Genomic DNA, 19707 nt, shown 5'->3' with positions numbered 1-19707 from the left:
GAACTGCATCAAAACAACATTGCAACAACACAACTGAATACGCAGGAGTAACACAACAATGGCAAGCGCACTGTATCAGGCAATTGAAACCATGAGCCGCGACAAGGGCATCGAGCCCGAGATCGTCGTCACCGCCGTTGAGGACGCTATCGCACTTGCAACACGCAAGTATTACAAGACGCAGGAAAACATGCGCGGTGAGTTCGACAAGGAAACGGGCGAGATCCGCGCCTATGTCTACAAGACCGTCATCGAAGACGACACTGAAATTGAGGAAGACCCCGAGAACTACATCACGCTGACTGAAGCGCAGGAGATGGCGCCGGGCGTGGAAGTGGGCGCGGAGTTGCGCTTTTACAAGGACACCTCGCCGCTGGGTCGTATTGCCGCACAGATGGCAAAGCAGGTGATCTTCCAGAAGGTGCGCGAAGCAGAGCGCGACACGGTCTTCAACGAGTACAACCACCGCGTGGGCGAAATTCTGAACGCCACGGTGAAGCGTATTGAGCCCATGGATGTGATCTTTGATCTGGGCAAGGCCGAGGCTCGTATGCCGAAGCGTGAACAGTCCCGTCTGGAGCAGTTCACCGTGGGTGAGCGCATCCGTGTGGCGCTGCTGCGTGTGGACCGCGCCGCTAAGGGACCGCAGGTGATTGTGAGCCGCGCTGCTCCGGCACTGGTGCAGACCCTTTTCCAGAGCGAAGTTCCAGAAATCTACGACGGCACCGTGATGATCCGCGCTATTGCGCGTGAGGCCGGTGAGCGTACGAAGATCGCAGTGGTTTCGCGCGATAAGGATGTTGATCCGGTTGGCGCATGCGTCGGCATGAAGGGCATGCGTGTGCAGTCCATCATCCGCGAGCTGCGTGGCGAAAAGATTGACATCATTGAGTACTCCGACGAGATCACGACGTTTGCGGAGAAGGCTTTGCAGCCGGCAAAAGTATCGCGTGTTTCCATTACCGATCTTGGCGAGAAGCAGCTTGAGGTGATCGTGGATGACACGCAGCTCTCGCTAGCCATCGGCAAGAAGGGCCAGAATGTGCGTTTGGCGGCGAAGCTTCTGGGCTGGAAGATCGACATAAAGAGCGAAGAAGAGAAGCGCCAGGAAGTGGAGCAGGCCATGGCTGCGTTGGGCGGCGGACCTTCCACTCCGATCGAGCAGGTCACCGAAATTGGTGAGAGCGTGCTGGAGAAGTTGATCGCTGCTGGCATCACAACGGTTGAGCACCTTGCCGATATGACTGCCGAGGAACTGGGCGAAGTTCCGGGAATCGGTGAAAAGTCTGTCGAGAAGATTGCAGTTGCGGTTCGCCACTATTTCGGTCAGTACGAAGAGGGTGAGGAGCGTCCCGCTGTAACCAGTGCCGTAGCGGAGTCGTTGGGCGACAACGGCGCATCTGAATCGTCTGTGTCGCACGAAAAACCCACAGAGGCGGACGGTAAGCCGTCCAAGGACGTGGTTGACGCCGACAGTGACGAAGACGAGGAGGGGCTAATGGGTAAGACACCGGAAGCAATCATCGCGGAGCGCGGCCTGGACGGCGTGGAACCGATTGAAGTAAGCGAATCAGCGGACGATTTGCTGGAGCGCGAAGAGGCTGAAGGCCAATTTGACGGTTTTGGCAGCGACGCGGACGTGCGTGAGGCCATGATCGAAAACGACAACCAGACCCTTGAGGATCTGGCCGAACAGGCCGGTGAATTCAGCAACGAAACCATCGACCCGGACGAGAACACCCGTGGTTAGCGTGAAGAACGGCGGCACGGAATACCGTGTCGCCGACTTTCACGGCGCTTTGAAGTGCTTTGGAGGCGCGAATTGTACCCTCCTGAGCGATAATGAATGTATTGGACTTGATTCCTTCTGGAGTGGAGCTGCCATGAACAGCTAGCAGAGGGCAACGAAGTAAGACGAGGGCGGATGAGTAAAGTACGCATCAACGATCTGGCGCGTGAGCTTGAGGTCAAGAGCAAAGAAATTCTTGACGCGCTTACAGCAGTCGGAGTCACAGAAAAGAAGACCCACTCGAGTTCCATCGAGGATGACGAAGCGGACAAGGTTCGCAGGCACCTGACAGGTGGCCGTGCGCCTGCACGTACGTCGTCCGTTGCCGAACCCAAAAAGATTGATTTGTCGAGCGCTCGTAAGCCTGGTGACATCCAACGGATGCTGGCAGAACGCCGTCAGGCCGAGCAGCAAGCTGCCCAGGCACCTGTTCCGGCAAAGCCAGCCGTTGTCGCGGCTCCTCCGAAGCAGCCAGTCGTCGCCGTTGTGGCGCCGCCTAAGCCGGTTGTACCCGCTCCAACACCTGCTCCTACTCCCGCTCCAGTTGCCGTTGCCCCCGCTCCCGTAGTGGAAGTTGCTGCTGCTCCTGTGGTTGAGAAGCCCGTGGTGGTTCGCCCGCCCGCTCCAGTTGCACCTCCTGTGCCCGCTGCCCCTCCGGCAGCGCCTTCGCGTCCTCCCATCACACGCCCTGTGATGCCGACGCTGAAGATCGCACAGCCGCGCACTGAGTCTGCCGCACCCGAAGCGCCGCGTCGCACAATCGTTCCGCAGGCCCGCCAATCTCCGGTCATCGTGCATCCCGCACCGAAGACTGGTCCGGCGATTGCCTCGCGTCCGCCGCAAGGCGTGGTGGTCCGTCCGGGACACCCCGCAGGAGAGCGTCCGGCAATTGCCGGTAGCACGCCTCCGCCGCAGGGCGTAGTTGTTGCGCGTCCTCCGGCCGCCGCATCAGCACCTGCTGCGACTTCTGCTCCGGCAACTCCGCCGCCCGCTCCTGAAGCGGCAGCACCAGTTCCCGCAGCTCCGGAAGAGCCGAAGCGTCGCGTCATCATGCCGCAGACCGGTCCGCGTCCGTCGTACACCGCGCCGCCTCAAGCTGCTAACGTGCCGGCTCGTCGTCCGATCTTCCAGCGTCCCGGTGGCCCGGGTGCTGGACCGGGTGGTCCCCGTCCGCCTTATGGCGGCCCCGGTGGTCCTGGTGGCGGCCCTGCTGGCCGTCGTCCGATGCATCCGACGCGTACGTTCCCCGGCGGACCTCCGTCCGGCCCTGGTGGACGTCCTGGCTTTGGTCAGCGTCCCGGCTTTGGTGGACCTCGCCCCGGCTTTGGTGGCCCGCGTCCTGGTGGCGGTGGCCTGATTGCCGAAGGCACACCCGGAGCTCAGAAGCCCGGTATGCGTCCTGCGGCCAAGAAGGGCGCAGCGAACAAGAAGCGTTACGAAAAGAGCAAAGAAGGCCCAATGAAGGGCTTTGCGCCACCGTCGCGGTTTGGCGGAGCGCAGATTGCCATGGGCGAACAGCCCATTACACGCACGATTACTGTGACGGAAGGCGTTACCGTAAAGGACCTGGCGGAAGCGCTTGGTCTTCGCGGTAAGGATTTGATCGCTACGCTGCTGATGCGTGGTGTTCTGGTCACCGTCAATCAGTCACTCGATAACGAGCTGGTGAAGTCTGTCTCCGCTGCTTATGGCGCGGATGCACAGATCCAGACCGTGGAAGAGCAGCTTGAGAACGAAGCGATCGAAGGCGTCCTGACGGATACCAGCGGCATGACGGAAATCGTCCGTCCGCCGGTTGTTACGGTCATGGGCCACGTCGATCACGGTAAGACTTCGTTGCTTGATGCGATTCGTTCTACCGACGTGGCCAGCGGCGAAGCCGGTGGTATCACGCAGCACATCGGTGCGTACAAGGTTCACGTCACCAAGGAAGATTCGCCTGCCTTTGGCCGTGAAATCGTGTTCCTGGATACCCCGGGTCACGAAGCCTTCACCCGCATGCGTGCACGCGGCGCTAAGGTTACGGACATCGTCGTTGTGGTGGTTGCAGCGGATGACGGCGTGATGCCTCAGACGATTGAAGCCATCGATCACGCGAAGGCGGCGAAGGTGCCGATCATCGTGGCGATCAACAAGATTGACAAGCCCGGTGCGGACAGCAACAAGGTGAAGGGCCAGCTTGCTGAGCGTGGTCTGCAGCTTGTGGGTTGGGGCGGCGACGTGGAATTCGTTGAAGTTTCCGCGAAGCAGCGCATCAACCTTGATGGCTTGGAAGAGATGATCTGCCTGGTTGCCGATACAAACGCACAGAAGGCAATTCCTGAGCGTCCGGCAGTGGGTACCGTTATCGAAGCCAAGCTGGATCGTGGCCGTGGTGCGGTTGCGTCGATCCTGGTGCAGAACGGAACGTTGAAGGTTGGTGATAGCTATATCGTTGGCAACACCTTCGGTAAGATCCGCGCCATGTTCGATGATCGCGGCCGTTCCATCGAAGCTGCAGGACCTTCGACACCGGTTGAAATCCTGGGTCTGGAGAGCATTCCAGATGCAGGCGATACGTTCATCGTGATGAGCGATCGTGACCGTGCCAAGGAAATTGCACGCTACCGTACGCTCAAGGAACGCGAAGCGCAGCTTGCGAAGAGCAGCCGTGTGTCGCTGGAAGGCCTTGCAGAACAGATCAAGCAGGCTGGCGTCAAGGATCTCAACCTTGTTCTCAAGGGCGATGTGCAGGGTTCGGTACAGGTACTGATCGACAGCCTGCAGCGCATGACGACGGAGAAGGTGCGTGTTCGCGTACTACACTCCGGCGTGGGCGCCATTACCGAAAGCGATGTGCTGCTGGCCACCGCGTCGAACGCCGTCATCATCGGCTTCAACGTGCGTCCGGAGCGCAAGGCTCAGGAACTGGCCGACCAGGACAACGTGGAAATTCGTCTGCACTCCATCATTTACGAGCTGCAGGACGAGATTCAGAAGGCCATGCTTGGACTGCTGGATCCGGTCTTCCGCGAGAACTACCTGGGCCGTGCAGAAGTGCTCAACGTCTTCAAGATCACGAAGGTTGGCCAGATTGCCGGCTGCGTGGTTCGCGATGGCACAATCACCCGCAACTCGCAGGTACGCGTGATGCGCGATGGTGCCGAAGTCTGGAAGGGCAAGATCACCAACCTGAAGCGCTTCAAGGACGATGTCCGCGAAGTGACCAACGGCATGGAATGCGGTATCGATCTCAGCCTGCGCGACATTCGTGTTGGCGATCTGATCGAAGCGTTCTCCACGGAGAAGATCGCTGCAGAACTGGGCGAGAACCTTGCGGAGAAGCGTGCTGCCGAGGCCAAGTCTTCGGAACCCGCTACTGTGTAATTGATTTCCAGATCACAAATAGAAAGGCCGGGCGAAAGCCCGGCCTTTTGCATTTCACGCATCCATCTCAACTGGAGTGGGTAACGTGAAGTTCGGAAGAGATTCGAAACCGGGCATAGCGAACAGATAACCCTGCATATGCTCAATGCCGCATTGGAGTAAGGCGACATACTCTTCAGGGCTTTCTACTCCTTCTGCAATCAGGTCCATTTCTTCTGCATGGCAAATGCTTTGCAGGGAAGCGATGGCTGCTTGTGAGTGTGGATGCAGATGCAGGTTGCGTGTGATTGCCATATTCAGTTTCAGGATGTCGGCTCTGATCTGTCTGCATATGGCTTTTTCTGAGAGGGCCGATTGCAGATCATCAATGGAAAGGGCGATGCGGAAGCCGTTGCGCTGATACTCACGGGCGACTGTTCTCACCTGCTCTGTATTGAGAAGTCGGCCTGCGTCCGTCATCTCGAAGATCATCCGTTCATACGGAAAGTTCAGTGATTTTGCGGCGGTGAGTGTCATGGCGCAGCATGCTTCGGGCGTGCGGATGGCTCGTGGAAGAAAGTTGATGGACAGTGCGGCATTTGATTTTGTAATGCCAAGATTTGTCGCCAACCTCATCGCATAGTTACGACAATTCTGATGAAAGAGAAACTGCTCACTCTCTTTCAGGCGTCCGAGGATGCTGGCCGCACTTTGTCCCTGAGGGCCGCGGACAAGAGCCTCATACGCATAGATATCTCCTGTCGTGACGTTCACCATGGGTTGGAACGCCATGCTGAAAGGAAAGCTCATCCGGAGTTCTTCTGCGGAGGCGGGGAATGCCAGTTCCATGCCAACTACATCGGCAAAATTGCAGGAGGGATGAGTATCGGGGTTGATCAGTCCGCTTTCGCGATCCGTTATAAGGCTGTTTCGCTCGCAGCGTCATAGACGATGGTCTGATTCCGTCCCAGATGCTTCGCCTGGTACATCGCTTTGTCAGCTTCTTTTTGCAGTTGGGCCCATGTGACGCCGGAGCGTCCGCGAGTGGACGTAACACCGATGCTTACCGTGTTGGGATCGCTCCCCAACGGTGTGTTTGCTTCAAAGCGTTTGCGAATGCGTTCCAATACCGTCGTGGCCGCATCCAGCGAGGTGAGAGGAAACAGCAGCATAAACTCCTCGCCGCCACTGCGAGCGGAAACATCGTAGCTACGCAGTTCTGTCTGACAGATCACTGAAAAATCGACCAGGACCTCATCGCCAAAGGCGTGGCCATGCTGGTCATTCAACTTCTTGAAGTGATCAATGTCTGCTACTGCTAAAGCGAACTCCTGCTGAGAGCGGGAGTAGCGCTTCAGTTCGCGGTCCGCCGCTTCATTCAGCCCGCGACGATTCAGAAGGCCAGTCAATGGATCCAGGAGGCTCTGCTGTAACAGATTGGCGTGATCGCGGGCATTCATCATCCACACAACGGTGAAGGGAAGCACGCCGCTCAACACAGTACCGTTAACGAACAATCCAAGGTTACGCAGCCAGATGTCGTGGGCGGTTTTTGCCGACAACACAAAGTGCAGTTGGTTCAGACGGTATCCCACGGAAAGCAGAAACAGGAAGGCGAGCAATACACGAGGAATACGTGTCGATGATTCGCTGGAACGCATCACGACGACAACGAGAAGCGCCTGCTGCCACGCAAGGACAAAGTAATAGATTGCAAGTTGCCGCGGCCCTGCCAGTGCTGTAAACGATAGGCCCGTTAGCAGCAAGGCAACTCCCGCGAGCACGAACGAAATCTTCGATGCCCACTCGGAGTTGCGAGTGAAGTACACCAGTCCCGCAGCCAATACTGCATAACGCAAACTTAGTACGGTGAGGATGCCAGCATTGGTTAACGGGCTGTAGGGATGTGGCAACGTGACATCGATGACGGACACCAACGTCGCCAGAAGATAGCTACAGCAGACAAAACGAATCGTGCGGTCGCGACGGGACTGCAGCGCCATGATGCTGAAGACGAACGCGAAGCAAGCGAATTGAAGGTCTTCCACATAATGGATGATTGCTTCCATGCAGAATCATCCTAACGCGTTGTCGCTTCTATGTGTTTCGACGCTGAACATAAGAGTGGAAAAGCGATGTCATGCGCGGTGTCAGGGGTTTCTGATGACACGGGCACGACATCGCTCAAATCAAAATCTCAGAGACGCATTAGACGTTGAACTTGAAGAAAAGAATGTCGCCATCCTTGACGATGTATTCCTTGCCTTCACTGCGCAGCAGTCCCTTTTCTTTTACTGCCTGTTCGCTGCCAAGTCTGAAAAGATCTTCGCAGTTGTAAGCGTCCGCGCGGATAAAGCCACGTTCAAAATCTGAATGGATTACACCTGCGGCTCCGGGCGCTTTTGTGCCCTTACGGATGGTCCATGCACGCACTTCCTGCACGCCGGCAGTGAAGTATGTGATCAGGCCGAGCAGACGGTACGCAGCGTGAATCAGACGATCCAATCCAGGTTCTTCCATGCCCATGCTGGCAAGAAATTCGTTGCGCTCTTCGGGATCAAGCTGTGAGATTTCAGCTTCCATCGATCCGCAGATGCGGACGACGTCGCTGCCTTCGCTGGCTGCGCGAGCTTCCACGGCACGCGTGTGTTCGTTGCCCTCTGCCAGAGAGGCTTCGTCCACATTGGCAACGTAAAGCGTCGGCTTCATGGTGATGAGGAAGAGGTCACGCACCAGAGGCTTCTCTTCTTCCGTTAGCTCTACTGCACGAGCTGGTTGGCCTGCATTCATCGCCTCGCGTAGTTTGCCCAGAGCGCTGAACTCGTTCTTGATCTTGCTGTCCTGCGAAGTGCGGGCAAGCTTCTGTGCCTTCTCGTAACGGCGTTCGACGGTGTCGAGGTCGGCGAGCAGGAGTTCCGTATTGATGACGTCGATGTCGGCCAGCGGGTCGACCTTGCCTGCGACGTGGATCACTTCAGGATCTTCGAAACAGCGCACGATGTGCAGCGTGGCGTCCGTCGAACGAATGTTCGCCAGGAACTGATTGCCCAGGCCTTCACCCTTGCTGGCGCCCGCAACGAGGCCGGCGATGTCCACAAATTCGATTGTGGTGGGGACGATGCTCTTCGGCTTCACCAGCTCGACGATGCGGTTCAATCGAGTATCCGGAACCGTTACGATGCCTACATTCGGATCGATGGTGCAGAAGGGATAATTCGCAGCGACAGCCTCAATTGCGGTGAGTGCGCTGAAGATGGTGCTCTTGCCCACGTTGGGAAGACCGACGATGCCTACGTTCAATGCCATGACTGCTTCTATTGTCTCGCGATGCGGGGAAGATGCGCTACTCCGGCGGGAGATTCCACCAAAATGAGCACTTGCGCATGTGAAAAACGGGTCATGTCGGTTATAAGTGAGGGAGTACACCCTCGCTCATTCCGCAGACATTTTCTTTCATAGCCCTGCATTTGCATGGCTTTTTGCATGGTTTTCTTTCAACCACGAAGGGAGAGAGATTTCGATGGACCGTCGTTCATTTCTCCATGGATCGGCAGCACTTACCGGTTTAAGCCTGCTGCAAGGATGTGCGAAGCACGTCGCAGCGCCTGCTCTTGCAACAGCTTCAGCACTGCCTTTTTATGATTTGCCGGGAAATATCCTTCCGATTCGTGCAGATGTGGACCGCATCTTCCGTATCACGGTATGCCTGCGGCCGTTTCGTGCGGTGGGGCCTCGCATGGATGTCGTCAAGGTGGGTGATAAGACCGTAGTGACTAATTACGGTCATGGCGGCAGCGGGTGGTCGCTCTCGTGGGGCTCAGCGGATGTGGTCGTGCGCAAGGCTATGGAAGCTGCGCCGGGCGTGAAGGAATGCGCTGTAATCGGCGCAGGAGCGCTTGGGCTGACGACGGCACTGACAGCGCAGCGCATGGGTTATAAAGTAACGATCTATGCGAAAGAGACGGCGCCATACATCCGCAGCGTACGTGCCACCGGTTCGTGGACACCGGATTCACGCGTGGCTCTTAGTACGGATGCGCCTGCCGATTTCGCTGCGTTGTGGGAGCGCATGGCGCGCACCTCGTGGACGATGTACAACAGCTATCTTGGCGTAGCCGGATCCCCGATTGAATGGACCGATCGTTATCAGCTCTCGGATGATCCGCCGCGTGATCGCAATCGTCCTGTTGATCCCAATACCGCGGCTGATCCTGCTGACAGAACAAAACAGGTGCACGAGTTCGCGCGCTATAGCCAAAGCATTGCGGACATCACGCCAAAATCGAAAGACATGCCGCCCGGCTCGACACCGTTCCCCACCAAGTATGTGCGTCGGAACTCGTCACTGACGTTCAATGTGGCCGGATATGCGAAGTTGCTGATGCAGGAGTTCTATCTGGCAGGCGGACGGCTTGAGATGCGCGAGTTCCATTCGCCCAATGAATTTGCATCACTGAAAGAGAGCGTTGTGTTCTGCTGCACGGGCTATGATTCCAAGGCGTTGTGGAGTGATCAAAGCATTGTTCCCGTGCGTGGCCAGATTGCGTGGCTCATTCCGCAGGAAGGCGTGAACTATGGCATCGGATACAAGGGGTTGAACCTGCTTGCTCGGCGCGATGGAATTGTGGTGCAGCCGAATATCGGTGGTGAAGAAGAGGGTTGGAACGACTCGAATGAAACACCGGATCATGCGGCTGCCGAAGCGGGCGTGAAGATTTTGCAGGAGCTATACAGTCGCATGGAGCCCATCATCGCGAAGCGCGGCACGAAGGTGACAGCTTAGGGCGATGTGTTGATTCAGAAGCAAAGCGCATCTAATGCCTTAGTGAGGACAAGAATGCGCTGCTGCCGTCTGCTTATCGCCACGTTGTTTGCTTTTATCGTGTTGCCGCTCTACGCGCAGAAAGCGCCGGAGCCCGGCTGCACGCTTGAGAAGACGGACTACTACCAGTGCAACGGCGATGCGTTTCACCATCTGCTTGCGGTGTCAAAGAATATCCGTGTCGATACAGGACGCATGGACTCTTTTGGACGCAGACAGATGGTGAAGCTGGTTGGCGATTTGGGCAAGAAGCTTGTTGCTCCGGAGCAACGTCCGGACCTGGTCTTCGAATTGGCATGGATTGATCGCAGCGGGCGTATCGACTTTGGCCCGGGAGATGTAGCCGTTGCCTGCCTAAATATTTATGACCCATCGCGCGGCCAGGGTGAAAGGGGCCTTGTGTGGGTGGAGACACTTACCGGCCAGCAAGACCTTCCGTGGCCTTCCATGGTGACGCAGCTTCTTCAGCAATTTCAGCGTCATGTGGCTGGGGCGTGACCATTTTGTTTTGTACTGATACGTCGGTCGCCGTTAATCTTGGCGCATGACTTTCCGCGTTCTCTGTTCCGTACTGGTTGCGACCGTACTGCAACTGCCTGCAATGGCTCAGAACAAAGCTGACTGGGTTGCGCCCACTGCGCCGTTTCGAATCTCGGGCAATTTGTACTATGTCGGATCGCGCGATCTTGCGGCTTACCTGATCACGACACCCAAAGGCAACATCCTGATCAATGCGAATCTGGTAACGTCGCCCCCGCAGATACGCGCCAGTATTGAAAAGCTGGGCTTCAAATGGAGCGACACGAAGATTCTTCTCAGCAGCCAGTCACATTACGATCACGCCGCGGGTTCTGCCGAGGTGTTGAAAGAGACAGGCGCCAAGATGATGGTGATGGATGGCGATGTGAAGGTGATGGAAGATGGAGGCGTGTCCGACTATGACCACACGCTGGATCACTTCCCTCCGGTTCATGTCGATCGTGTTCTACATAACATGGACAAGGTGCAACTAGGCGGCACGACTATCGTTGCGCATAAGACCGCTGGCCATACGCAGGGATGTACCACTTGGACGATGGATACGCATGACAATGGACGCACATTGCATGTGGTGATCGTGGGCGGCATGTCATGGAACCCTGCGGTACGACTGGTTTCCACGCCGGGTAAGCCGGCATCGTATCCGGGCATTGAACAGGATTTTCAAAAGACATTTGCAACGTTGAACGCACTTCCCGTGGACATATTTCTTGGTGCGCATGGTGTGTATTTCGATCTCTTGGGGAAGATGGCGCGCTGGCCGCAGCAAGGCGATGCAGTCTGGATTGATCCCGCTGGTTACCACCAGGCCGTAAACGAGAAGAAGGCTGCCTTTGAAGCAGAGGTCGCAAAGGAAAAGTCTGAAAAATAGCATAATGTTTGCTGTCTTCCGATACTTCGTTTCGTATAACGTGTGAGGCGCAAAAGGAGTTCGCTATGAAGATCAAGAAGCTGGTCGTTGCCGCTGCACTGCTGTGTTGTGGTTTGAGTCTTTCGGCAATGGCGCAGGGTGGCATGGAGATGGCTCCCCAGAAGCCGGGCGCTCCACTCGCGAGCCCACGGAAGCAGGCGGAGGCCAGCATCAATGGCGCCGCTGTAAAGGTGGACTATGGCGCTCCCAGCATGCGCGGACGAAAGATCATGGGCGAGGTGGTGCCGTACACCACCTGGTGGCGTACGGGTGCGAATGAGGCCACGCTCTTCGAAACGAATACCGATCTGATGGTGGGCTCTCTGCATGTTCCTGCAGGAAAATACACGCTGGTTACGCTGCCTTCTGAAGGCGAATGGCAGTTGGTGTTTTGCAAGCATCTTGGACAGTGGGGAACTGATCGCTTCGAGGCGGATGATCTTGGCAAGGTTCCCATGACGAAGGCATCGTTGGCTTCGCCGCAGGAGATGATGTCCATTGAATTCGGGAACACCACTGCGAAAGGTACGGAGATGCATGTGAAGTGGGAGACGACGGATGTGTGGGTTCCCGTTACCTTTATGAAGTAATTAGCGCAAACGAACGCAGCACCCGCCGTGGGTGCTGCGTTTTTGCTTTTGCGCGTAGCATGAAGTTCGAGGTGGTGTGATGGATGTCGTGAAGGTGCAGGAGGCTCTCAAGCAGGCGGGCGTGGATGGATGGTTGTTCTATGACCACCATGTGCGCGATCCGTTGGCGTACCGCATCCTGGGGTTGGATCCGTCCATGCACGTCACGCGTCGTTGGTTCTACTTCATTCCTGCGAAGGGTGAGCCGCGCAAGCTGAACCACCGGATTGAGGCAGGCAAGCTGGATACGCTGCCGGGTGAGCGCGTGCTGTATTCCACGTGGCAGGAGATGGAGTCGGCGCTGGAGCAGATGCTCAAGGGCGCGACGCGCATTGCCATGCAGTATTCGCCGCGCAATGCCGTGATGTATGTGGCGATGGTGGATGCGGGCACCATTGAGGTGCTCAACGGCATGGGCAAGGAGATTGTGTCCTCCGCCAACCTCGTCAGCCGGTTCGAGGCGGTGCTCACGGAACACCAGGTAGAGACGCACTACGTCGCACAGCGAAAGATCGATCGCATTCTCGAAGATGGCTGGCGTGAAATGGGTTCGCGGGTCCGCGGTGCAGGCACGGATGAGTTCGCCATGGTGGAGTGGCTGCAGGCTGAGTTGGTGAAGGAGGGCCTCGTGTGGGAACACGGGCCAAATGTCAGCGTCGGACCGAATGCAGCGGACTCGCACTACGAGCCGGTGGCAGGGAAGTCATCACGGATTGAGCGCGGATCGTTCGTGTTGATCGACATCTGGGGCAAGCTGAAGGACGATCCTTCGGCGGTCTGGTACGACATTACGTGGACCGGCGTTGTGGACCGCGATCCTACGGAGCTCGAAGGACGCGTCTTCCGCACCGTTGTGGACGCTCGTGATGCAGCCATTGCATTGGTTCAGCAGCGATTTGCAGCAGGGAAGCCGATTGCGGGTTGGGAACCGGATGCCGCGGCTCGTCAGGTGATCGTCAACGCGGGCTTCGGCCAGTGGTTCACGCATCGTACCGGGCACAATATCGGTACAGAACTACACGGCGCAGGTGCGCATCTGGACAACTTTGAGACGCATGACGAGCGCCTGATTCTGCCGATGACCTGCTTTTCCGTGGAGCCGGGCATCTATCTGCCGCCCGGTCCGGAGTGCTTTGGGGTGCGGAGCGAGATCGACATGATCACGAAGCCGGGGAGCGCCGTTGTTACCGGGAAGATTCAACGGGAACTGGTTCGAATCTAGCTGATATGATCGACAACGAATGGCAGTGACCCAAACAACGAATGTGCCGGTACGGCAGAGTGCAGTGTCTCCTACGCTGGTGTTGCTGGCTGGCTGGCTGGTACCAGGGCTTGGCCATGTGCTGGTGAAGAAGCCAATCCGCGCGGCGCTGCTGTTTGTTTCCATCGTCAGCATGTTCTTCCTGGGCATGATGATGCACGGCAAGGTCTATTCCGCTACGAATGGCGATGTGTTGGATTTGCTGGGCTTCGTGGGACAGATGGGGTCGCCGTTGCTTTATGTGATCGCCCATGCGGCCAGCCTTGGCGGCCAGGCGCTGACGGATACGGTTTCTGACTACGGCAGCAAGTTTGCCGTGGTTGCGGGACTGCTAAATGTAATGGCTGCAGTTGATGCGCAGTCGTTGGCGAACGGCCGCAAGGAGGGTTTGTAATGTCGCACTTTGCAGCCCTTGTGGTGTATGCCTTCTTTGCTTCGATTGTGTTCGGAATCACTCAGCGTTCGGAACCTAAGAACATGATCCGGTTCGGCGCGCTTTGCTTTGGCGGCTTTGTGGTTGCCGCAATCTTAGTGAGTTGGGGCATGTTCCTCCTGAAGCACTAGTCAGCTTCGGTCACTTTATCTGTGCAATTGCCTCAGCGGCGCCGGGTTGATGTATCGACGACGCTGAAGCGATCAGCAAAGCAGCTAGAACTTATAGATCAGATCGGCACCGACAAAGAACTGGTTTCTTGCGGTGCCATTGTTGTATCCCGGACGATCCCATGAATGGTCGAAGCGAATCTCTGGCCGCAGCATGACCGTTGTCCCAAAATATTTCGTCGCATACAGCGTGTTCTCGGTGTATTTGGTTGCAATGCCTGTTCGCTGTCCCTTCTTGTCATTCAACAGATCAGACCTGAAACCAACCGTAAGGTGAGGGTTAACTTCGCGATTGATGTAGTTCACGATCGCGTATTCGGGTGCTGTGCAGCGGACCTGTCCCGGAGCGCAGTACGCGCCATTGGCTCCCGTTTCCGTGGGGACAGGGTTGGCCACATTGCCGGCGACGTTTGGAACTTCGCGTTCGTACATGTACCAGGCTTCCGTTGCCATGTGCCACTTCGCGTTGAACTTGTGATACCAGGTGGCATCGTAATGTTGCAGATTGTTGTACGCGTATTTGCCGTCGTTGATGCCATTTGCGCAGGCATAGAAGTTATTACGGTTGGAAGTCGTCGAGTAATTCACGCATGCAATGACTGAGGGTTTCCGATCGTCGGACCAGGGAGCGACATCGTGTCCGGCAGAGAGCCCAAGCTGCACCATCCATTGCTTTGACAACTTCAGAGAGCCAAGGATGCCGGTGTCAGTAAACGGATCGATTGTGTATAGCAGTGAGTGAGTCATGTTGTAGTTATTGGGAGCCAACTGCGCTTCGATGCCAGGCACGGAAAGAAAGCGTCCGACGCGGATGTTCAGACCTTCTTTCACTGGGAAGTAGAGGTCAGCATATTCAAGCACTGGATCGAATCCATAACGACGATTCTTTTGAAGCAGCTGTTGACTGAGATAATCCTTCGCTGTCGTGAAGCGGTAGTCGTTGCCGAAGAATCCGGTGACGTGAAATCCCCAATCGAAATGCTTGTTTTGCACCGTGTCAGGAAGACGTTCGATGTACACGACAGCCTGATTCAGAACAACGCTGTTGGGAAACACGTCGTAGGAGACAGGGAAGCTGTTCTTGTCCGAGGTGCTGTAGTTAAAGCTTGGAGCAACCCATCCGTAAATTTTTGTTCTGCTGTTCTGTAGCTTGAGTGCTGACATCAACGGATAAGTATTTCCATCTGGAATGCCAATCGCACTGGATCCTCCATAGCCCCAATCACTGCTGGGATATGGCGGCGAATCGAGAGGCGCATCCAAAGCTCGGCGCTGCGGTGTAGGTGTCGACGGCAGAGTTCCGTTCCAGTCATGAACGTAAAAGTGGCCAAGCCGTTGAAAGAAATTACCCTGTGTCAGATCACTGTTTTGTACTGGGGCGTCTGCTGGTGCGGCTTCAGAGGTCTGTGCATGAAGTGTGGTTGCGCTGGCGAGAAGAAGGCCGGTTAAGAGTGCGCAGCCTTTGCTACGAAACGAGATCATGGTTCTCCATCCTGGTGCGCGCACTTGCGATATCCACGTGCACCATGGGCGATGCTATGTGGCGACCCATCAGGAACCCATAAGGATTGTGCGGGATCTTCGTAAAGATTTCCGCTACTTCACTCGCTTTTATCCGAGCAACACTTACTAACGTTTCTTACAACTTCTTTATGCGCTCATCTGTAGTCTGTAATTGCGATGGAGCTTCGGGTTTCGCACGACATGGGCTTCGGAAGGATGCGTGTTCATCTTCGACGGGGCGAATTGTTATGAATCAGGGGACGATTCTGATCGTTGAGGATGACACTGCTCTTCGCCATAGCCTCTCAACCATGTTGAGGGTATTGGGCTTCGAAACGTTTGAGGCGCAATCCGGTGAACTTGGTCTCGCAGAACTACGAAACCACAAGATGGAATTGGTTTTGTTGGATCTCAACATGCCTGGCATGGGTGGTATTGCTGCATGCAAGAAGATACGAGCAGCCTATCCTCGTCTACCGATCATCGTTCTCACTGTAAGAGATCACGTTGAAGATAAGGTATCGGCTCTGGATGCTGGCGCGGACGACTATGTGACGAAACCGTTTCTATTGCCTGAGTTGGCTGCGCGCATCCGAGCTGGGATTCGCAGGATGCGGCAAAGCGATGAAGATCCAAACCAGATCATAGAGGTTGGCGATCTGAAAATTGACCCGCTCGCACATCGGCTGATGCGCAGAGGTGTAGAGATTCACCTCACTCCAAAAGAGTTTGAGTTGCTCTTGGCCCTTATGAAAAGTACGGGAAACCCCATTGCACATCACAGGCTTCTTGTAGAAGTTTGGGGGGCAGAGTTTGGTGATGAGAGAGAGTATCTACGAACTTACATAAGTCAATTACGCCGCAAGATTGAAGATGATCCTGCAGACCCGAGGTATCTGCTTACTGAAAACTACTTCGGATATAGGTTTGTGGTTCCAACAGAGTGATCTCACCGATAAGAATCTATGGATGGATTAATGTCCGTCTTTCTTGGAGAGGGAAGCTGACTGGAGCGATGGATTCTGACGGCTGGTGCATCCTGTCGAGCATGTGAGTCGAACGGACAAGTCAATGTGCTCTGGTGCTTCCCCATGATGCGATGCGTGTGTGTGACGAAACTCACAGTGAGCGTCGACACACACAAATTGAAAGGCCCACTGCGATGTTCCACCGCGAATCATTAGGTGTAGTCCTTGCATATTCTGAATTGGCGTCCGTTCTGGTCTGGCGGCGAGGTCCGTTGGTCTTACATTGTGCGCAACAGAATCGGCGGGCGCTGCCACAGCCAGCGAGCAAACTCCTTGGCTTAGAAGTACCGCAAACAGCATCTTGTGTGTCATTGGTGCGCTCCTTATAGGCGGTCTCAGGTTCTAGTCGTCCAGCTTGAAGATCTTGATCTGGATTAGCTTCTTGAGCGTGAGGTCTGTCAGCCCACGCGCGCGCATACGCTCCACGAAGGGCCGATCGATTTTGAATACAGCCATCTGAATCAGATCTTGCTCTGAAGGTTGAAAGCCGAGTGACTTTGCCTCTTGCACCTTCTCCGGCGTGACCCCGACGGCTTTCATCTCCGTTAATTTGCCCGCACGCAATTCGGGATAGCCGGCGGCAGCCATCGCGTGGATGTAGTCCGCATCTACGTGCAATGCGCGTAGCCCTTGCAGTCGGTTGGTATTGAGTTCGGTGATGCCGAGCGATTGTATCTGCTTCGCCCAGGCGGGAGTGATGTCCAGCATGAGCATGCTTAACTGTTTACGCGGGAGAATGCCATCAAAGCCAAGTGCAGCCATGTCCGTAACGAAGGCAGGATTCGCATCGAAGCCGAAACGGCCAGAGAGAATGCCATCATGCACCACGCCGTTACAAGTGAGCGAGCCTGCATCGCCGACGAGCTTTGCATCTATTGTTGAGGTGTCGCGATGCAGTATCTCCGGGGAGACGCCAGTCCATTGACGCCACTCTGTAGATGTATTCGACATCTCCATGCAGTTGCGGCCGTCAGTTGCACAATTGTTTTCCGAAAGCATGACTCTGGCTACCGGCGCTCCATCTTTGTGCAGCCCTTCTGAGATCATGCAGACTCCCGACATGGTTTGCGCAATGCATGGTGCTGAAGTGGCGATCATTATCAACGCGATCCACGTACGTTTCATCAGGTGTCTCCTTTGTTCTTAGAGCGTGCTCTGTCGTGCACGCCGGAAGCGGCATGGCTCCGTCGTTGCCGCGGTTGTGCCGCAACGACAAACCGTTTGCAATGTCTTGGGTGTTTGCTCGGTGCTGCTGAACTTTAGTTCAGCAAGCCCGACATCTTCAGCTTCGTCAACTTATCCAGGTCAGTCCCGTTGAAGCCATGGGCCTTGGCATCGGCGACGAATTTTTCGTCAATGTGGAATGTGATTGCCTGGCGCATGGCGTGCAGGTCTGCGTTAGGGAAGTTTGCTTTCAGCCACTTCGCATACTCCGGTGTCATGCCCTGTGCTTTCATGCTGACCAGGTCATGTGAAGAGTTCGCGGAGAAGCCCGCAGCAGCCATGGCACTCGCATATTCCGGAGTAACGCCCACAGCGCGCATGCTGACCAGTTCATGGAAGTCTTTCGGTGTGAAACCGGCGCTCTTCAATCCGGCAGCGTATTCAGGAGTGACGCCAACAGCCTTCATGCTGGTGAGGTCATGCATGGTTGGTTTACCAAGTCCTAACGACTCCATTTGCTGTGCATATTCCGGCGTTACACCGAGAGTCTTGAACGAAATCACGTCGCGAAAGTTCGCTGGCGCAGAAGAGGAAGACTTCAGCGACTTCACATAGTCCGGTGTCACACCGACAGCTTTCAGCGTGGTCAATTCTTTTAGTGTGGGTTTGCCCATGCCAGCCTGCGACATGGCACTCGCATATTCGGGTGTTACACCAATTGACCGAAGACGGATGATTTCATCGAGATCGTTATTGAGATCCAACGGATAGCCGGCTGCTTTCATGCCGTCGAGATACTGCATGCCGTTCTGCTTCACTTCTTGCGAGGAGCTCTCATTGACTGCACGTGGAGCAGGTGCAGGGTTGAGCTCTGGATTTGCATCGGCAATGTCAATGTTCGTCGATTGAACTGTTGCAACGTCAACCTTCGGTTTCACCGCGATAACAACTTCCGGTGTTGGTTGTGCGGTTACGCGTGGAGCGACTTCTGCTAACGGGGCAACCGCGGGCTTGGGTGTTATTTCCATCTTCATGCTGTGCGCTACGTGAGGTACCGCATACAGTCCAACCAGCGCCAGGCCTGCCGTCATCATTCGAATTCCGCTCATCTGTCTTTGCTCCATTGCTTTCTCTCCCATAACTTGTCGTACTCGTTGCAAAAGCGTTCCACCATTGCCGTTCAGGGCCATCGCCAGTTGCGGCTGGCGGAAGCGCTGTTCTTCCATCTGCAGCAGAGCTGCTGCATAGATCGCAGGATCTGCGCAGGTTTGTGTTGCTGCTTCGTCGCAACACACTTCGCGAAAATCTCTAACGCGATGGCTAATCCACCACACTGCTGGATGGAAGAAGAACAGACACTCTGTCACCGTTTGCATCAGGTTGACCAGGTAATCCCAACGCCGCACATGGGCCAGTTCATGCGCCAACACTGCTTCCATCTGCTCAGGAGTCAACTGTGCGACTGCACTCATCGGCACAAGAACAACGGTGCGCCACACACCAAACACCATGGGAGAGATCACTTCATCAGACATGCGCAGTAGAACGCCACGGCTTAGCTCATATCGACGCTTCAATCGCTCAAACGCGATCTGAATTTCCGGTGGTACAGCAGCGCTTGCTCGCAATTTCAAACCGCGTAACTGCCACCATCCGCCCGCAGCTCTCACTGTCAGTAACAAGACGCCCAGAAGCCACAGGACATCCATGCAGGGCAACAGAACGCCGGCGTGTTCTGCGATCCAGAGTTCACCTCCACTGACTATTGGTGCGGCCGAGGGAACCTCATTCAGAATCGCCGTGTGCATAGTGCCCAGGCGCGATGCAATCACGGGGAGTTGTTGCTCGACCTGTGTGGACGGTTGCACGGTGTGCTGTACCGGAACCACAAGCCGTTCCTGTTCCACGAAGGTTGCGATAGCAGCAAGCGGCATGAGCGCGAGCGCGGTCACAGCAATGCCGTTCCGGACTGAGGCAGACGCATTCCGCGTGCATCGATCCACCAACGCGTACAACAACGCTATCCCTGCACTCTGCCAACAGAAGTGCAGCAGCGTCCATCCCAGTGCAACTACTTCTCCGGTGTGTACCCCAAGATAAGCGCTCATCCTCT

At 55.8% G+C, this 19707-nt stretch carries 16 protein-coding genes; 10 read left to right on the top strand and 6 right to left on the bottom strand.

Annotation, left to right across the window (positions count from 1 at the left end; genetic code table 11):
• The first annotated feature begins 58 nt into the window (after window positions 1-58).
• Both nusA and infB read left to right on the top strand, forming a co-directional pair.
• Window positions 59-1750, top strand: a complete 1692-nt coding sequence (nusA, locus tag BLT38_RS12065) for a transcription termination factor NusA (RefSeq protein ID WP_083345400.1) — start codon at window positions 59-61, stop codon at window positions 1748-1750.
• A gap of 174 nt (window positions 1751-1924) precedes the next feature.
• Window positions 1925-5155, top strand: coding sequence for a translation initiation factor IF-2 (gene infB, locus BLT38_RS12060; RefSeq protein ID WP_083345399.1), 3231 nt, complete (start codon window positions 1925-1927; stop codon window positions 5153-5155).
• A 54-nt stretch (window positions 5156-5209) separates the two neighbouring features.
• Here infB and BLT38_RS12055 read toward each other — a convergent pair whose 3' ends face one another.
• The 3 genes from BLT38_RS12055 to ychF form a co-directional block, all read right to left on the bottom strand.
• Window positions 5210-5944: an EAL domain-containing protein gene (locus BLT38_RS12055; protein WP_172838258.1), complete on the bottom strand. Its 735-nt coding sequence runs from the start codon at window positions 5942-5944 to the stop codon at window positions 5210-5212.
• 107 nt (window positions 5945-6051) lie between these two features.
• Entirely contained in the window at window positions 6052-7203 is a 1152-nt protein-coding gene (locus tag BLT38_RS12050; protein WP_083345397.1) for a sensor domain-containing diguanylate cyclase, read from the bottom strand.
• Between the two features lie 139 nt (window positions 7204-7342).
• Window positions 7343-8440, bottom strand: coding sequence for a redox-regulated ATPase YchF (gene ychF / locus BLT38_RS12045; RefSeq protein ID WP_083345396.1), 1098 nt, complete (start codon window positions 8438-8440; stop codon window positions 7343-7345).
• 214 nt (window positions 8441-8654) lie between these two features.
• On the opposite strand from ychF, the gene BLT38_RS12040 reads away from it, so the two are divergent.
• From BLT38_RS12040 to BLT38_RS20690, 7 genes are all read left to right on the top strand, one after another.
• Window positions 8655-9917 carry an FAD-dependent oxidoreductase gene (locus BLT38_RS12040; protein ID WP_083345395.1) on the top strand — a complete coding sequence of 421 codons (1263 nt, stop codon included), beginning with the start codon at window positions 8655-8657 and terminating at the stop codon, window positions 9915-9917.
• Window positions 9918-9971: 54 nt separating this feature from the next.
• Window positions 9972-10454, top strand: coding sequence for a hypothetical protein (locus tag BLT38_RS12035; protein ID WP_083345394.1), 483 nt, complete (start codon window positions 9972-9974; stop codon window positions 10452-10454).
• A gap of 46 nt (window positions 10455-10500) precedes the next feature.
• A complete protein-coding gene (gene bla / locus BLT38_RS12030; RefSeq protein WP_083345393.1) occupies window positions 10501-11367 on the top strand; it encodes a subclass B3 metallo-beta-lactamase in 867 nt (288 codons plus the stop codon).
• 65 nt (window positions 11368-11432) lie between these two features.
• Window positions 11433-11996 (top strand): DUF2911 domain-containing protein, encoded by a 564-nt coding sequence (locus BLT38_RS12025; protein WP_083345392.1) that lies wholly within the window; start codon window positions 11433-11435, stop codon window positions 11994-11996.
• A gap of 79 nt (window positions 11997-12075) precedes the next feature.
• Window positions 12076-13257 carry a M24 family metallopeptidase gene (locus BLT38_RS12020; protein WP_083345391.1) on the top strand — a complete coding sequence of 394 codons (1182 nt, stop codon included), beginning with the start codon at window positions 12076-12078 and terminating at the stop codon, window positions 13255-13257.
• Between the two features lie 19 nt (window positions 13258-13276).
• On the top strand, window positions 13277-13690 hold the full coding sequence (locus BLT38_RS12015) for a DUF6677 family protein (protein WP_083345390.1): 414 nt from the start codon (window positions 13277-13279) through the stop codon (window positions 13688-13690).
• On the top strand, window positions 13690-13860 hold the full coding sequence (locus BLT38_RS20690) for a hypothetical protein (RefSeq protein WP_172838257.1): 171 nt from the start codon (window positions 13690-13692) through the stop codon (window positions 13858-13860). The genes BLT38_RS12015 and BLT38_RS20690 overlap by 1 nt, the downstream gene beginning before the upstream one ends.
• A gap of 84 nt (window positions 13861-13944) precedes the next feature.
• Here BLT38_RS20690 and BLT38_RS12010 read toward each other — a convergent pair whose 3' ends face one another.
• Entirely contained in the window at window positions 13945-15381 is a 1437-nt protein-coding gene (locus BLT38_RS12010; protein ID WP_083345389.1) for an outer membrane beta-barrel protein, read from the bottom strand.
• Window positions 15382-15650: 269 nt separating this feature from the next.
• Here BLT38_RS12010 and BLT38_RS12005 point away from each other — a divergent pair, with 269 nt between their 5' ends.
• Window positions 15651-16349 (top strand): response regulator transcription factor, encoded by a 699-nt coding sequence (locus BLT38_RS12005; protein ID WP_083345388.1) that lies wholly within the window; start codon window positions 15651-15653, stop codon window positions 16347-16349.
• Window positions 16350-16772: 423 nt separating this feature from the next.
• Here the strand turns inward: BLT38_RS12005 and BLT38_RS12000 are convergent, their stop codons facing one another.
• On the bottom strand, window positions 16773-17555 hold the full coding sequence (locus BLT38_RS12000; RefSeq protein ID WP_083345387.1) for a hypothetical protein: 783 nt from the start codon (window positions 17553-17555) through the stop codon (window positions 16773-16775).
• Window positions 17556-17689: 134 nt separating this feature from the next.
• The gene (locus BLT38_RS11995; RefSeq protein WP_083345386.1) at window positions 17690-19702 is read right to left on the bottom strand and encodes a M56 family metallopeptidase; all 2013 of its coding nucleotides are present in this window, start codon (window positions 19700-19702) and stop codon (window positions 17690-17692) included.
• Window positions 19703-19707: the final 5 nt, after the last annotated feature.

The sequence above is a fragment of the Terriglobus roseus genome (assembly GCF_900102185.1).
In the GTDB taxonomy this organism is placed as follows: domain Bacteria; phylum Acidobacteriota; class Terriglobia; order Terriglobales; family Acidobacteriaceae; genus Terriglobus; species Terriglobus roseus_A.
Note: the sequence above shows the minus strand (reverse complement) of the source record. Positions and strands in the feature narration are given on the sequence as shown.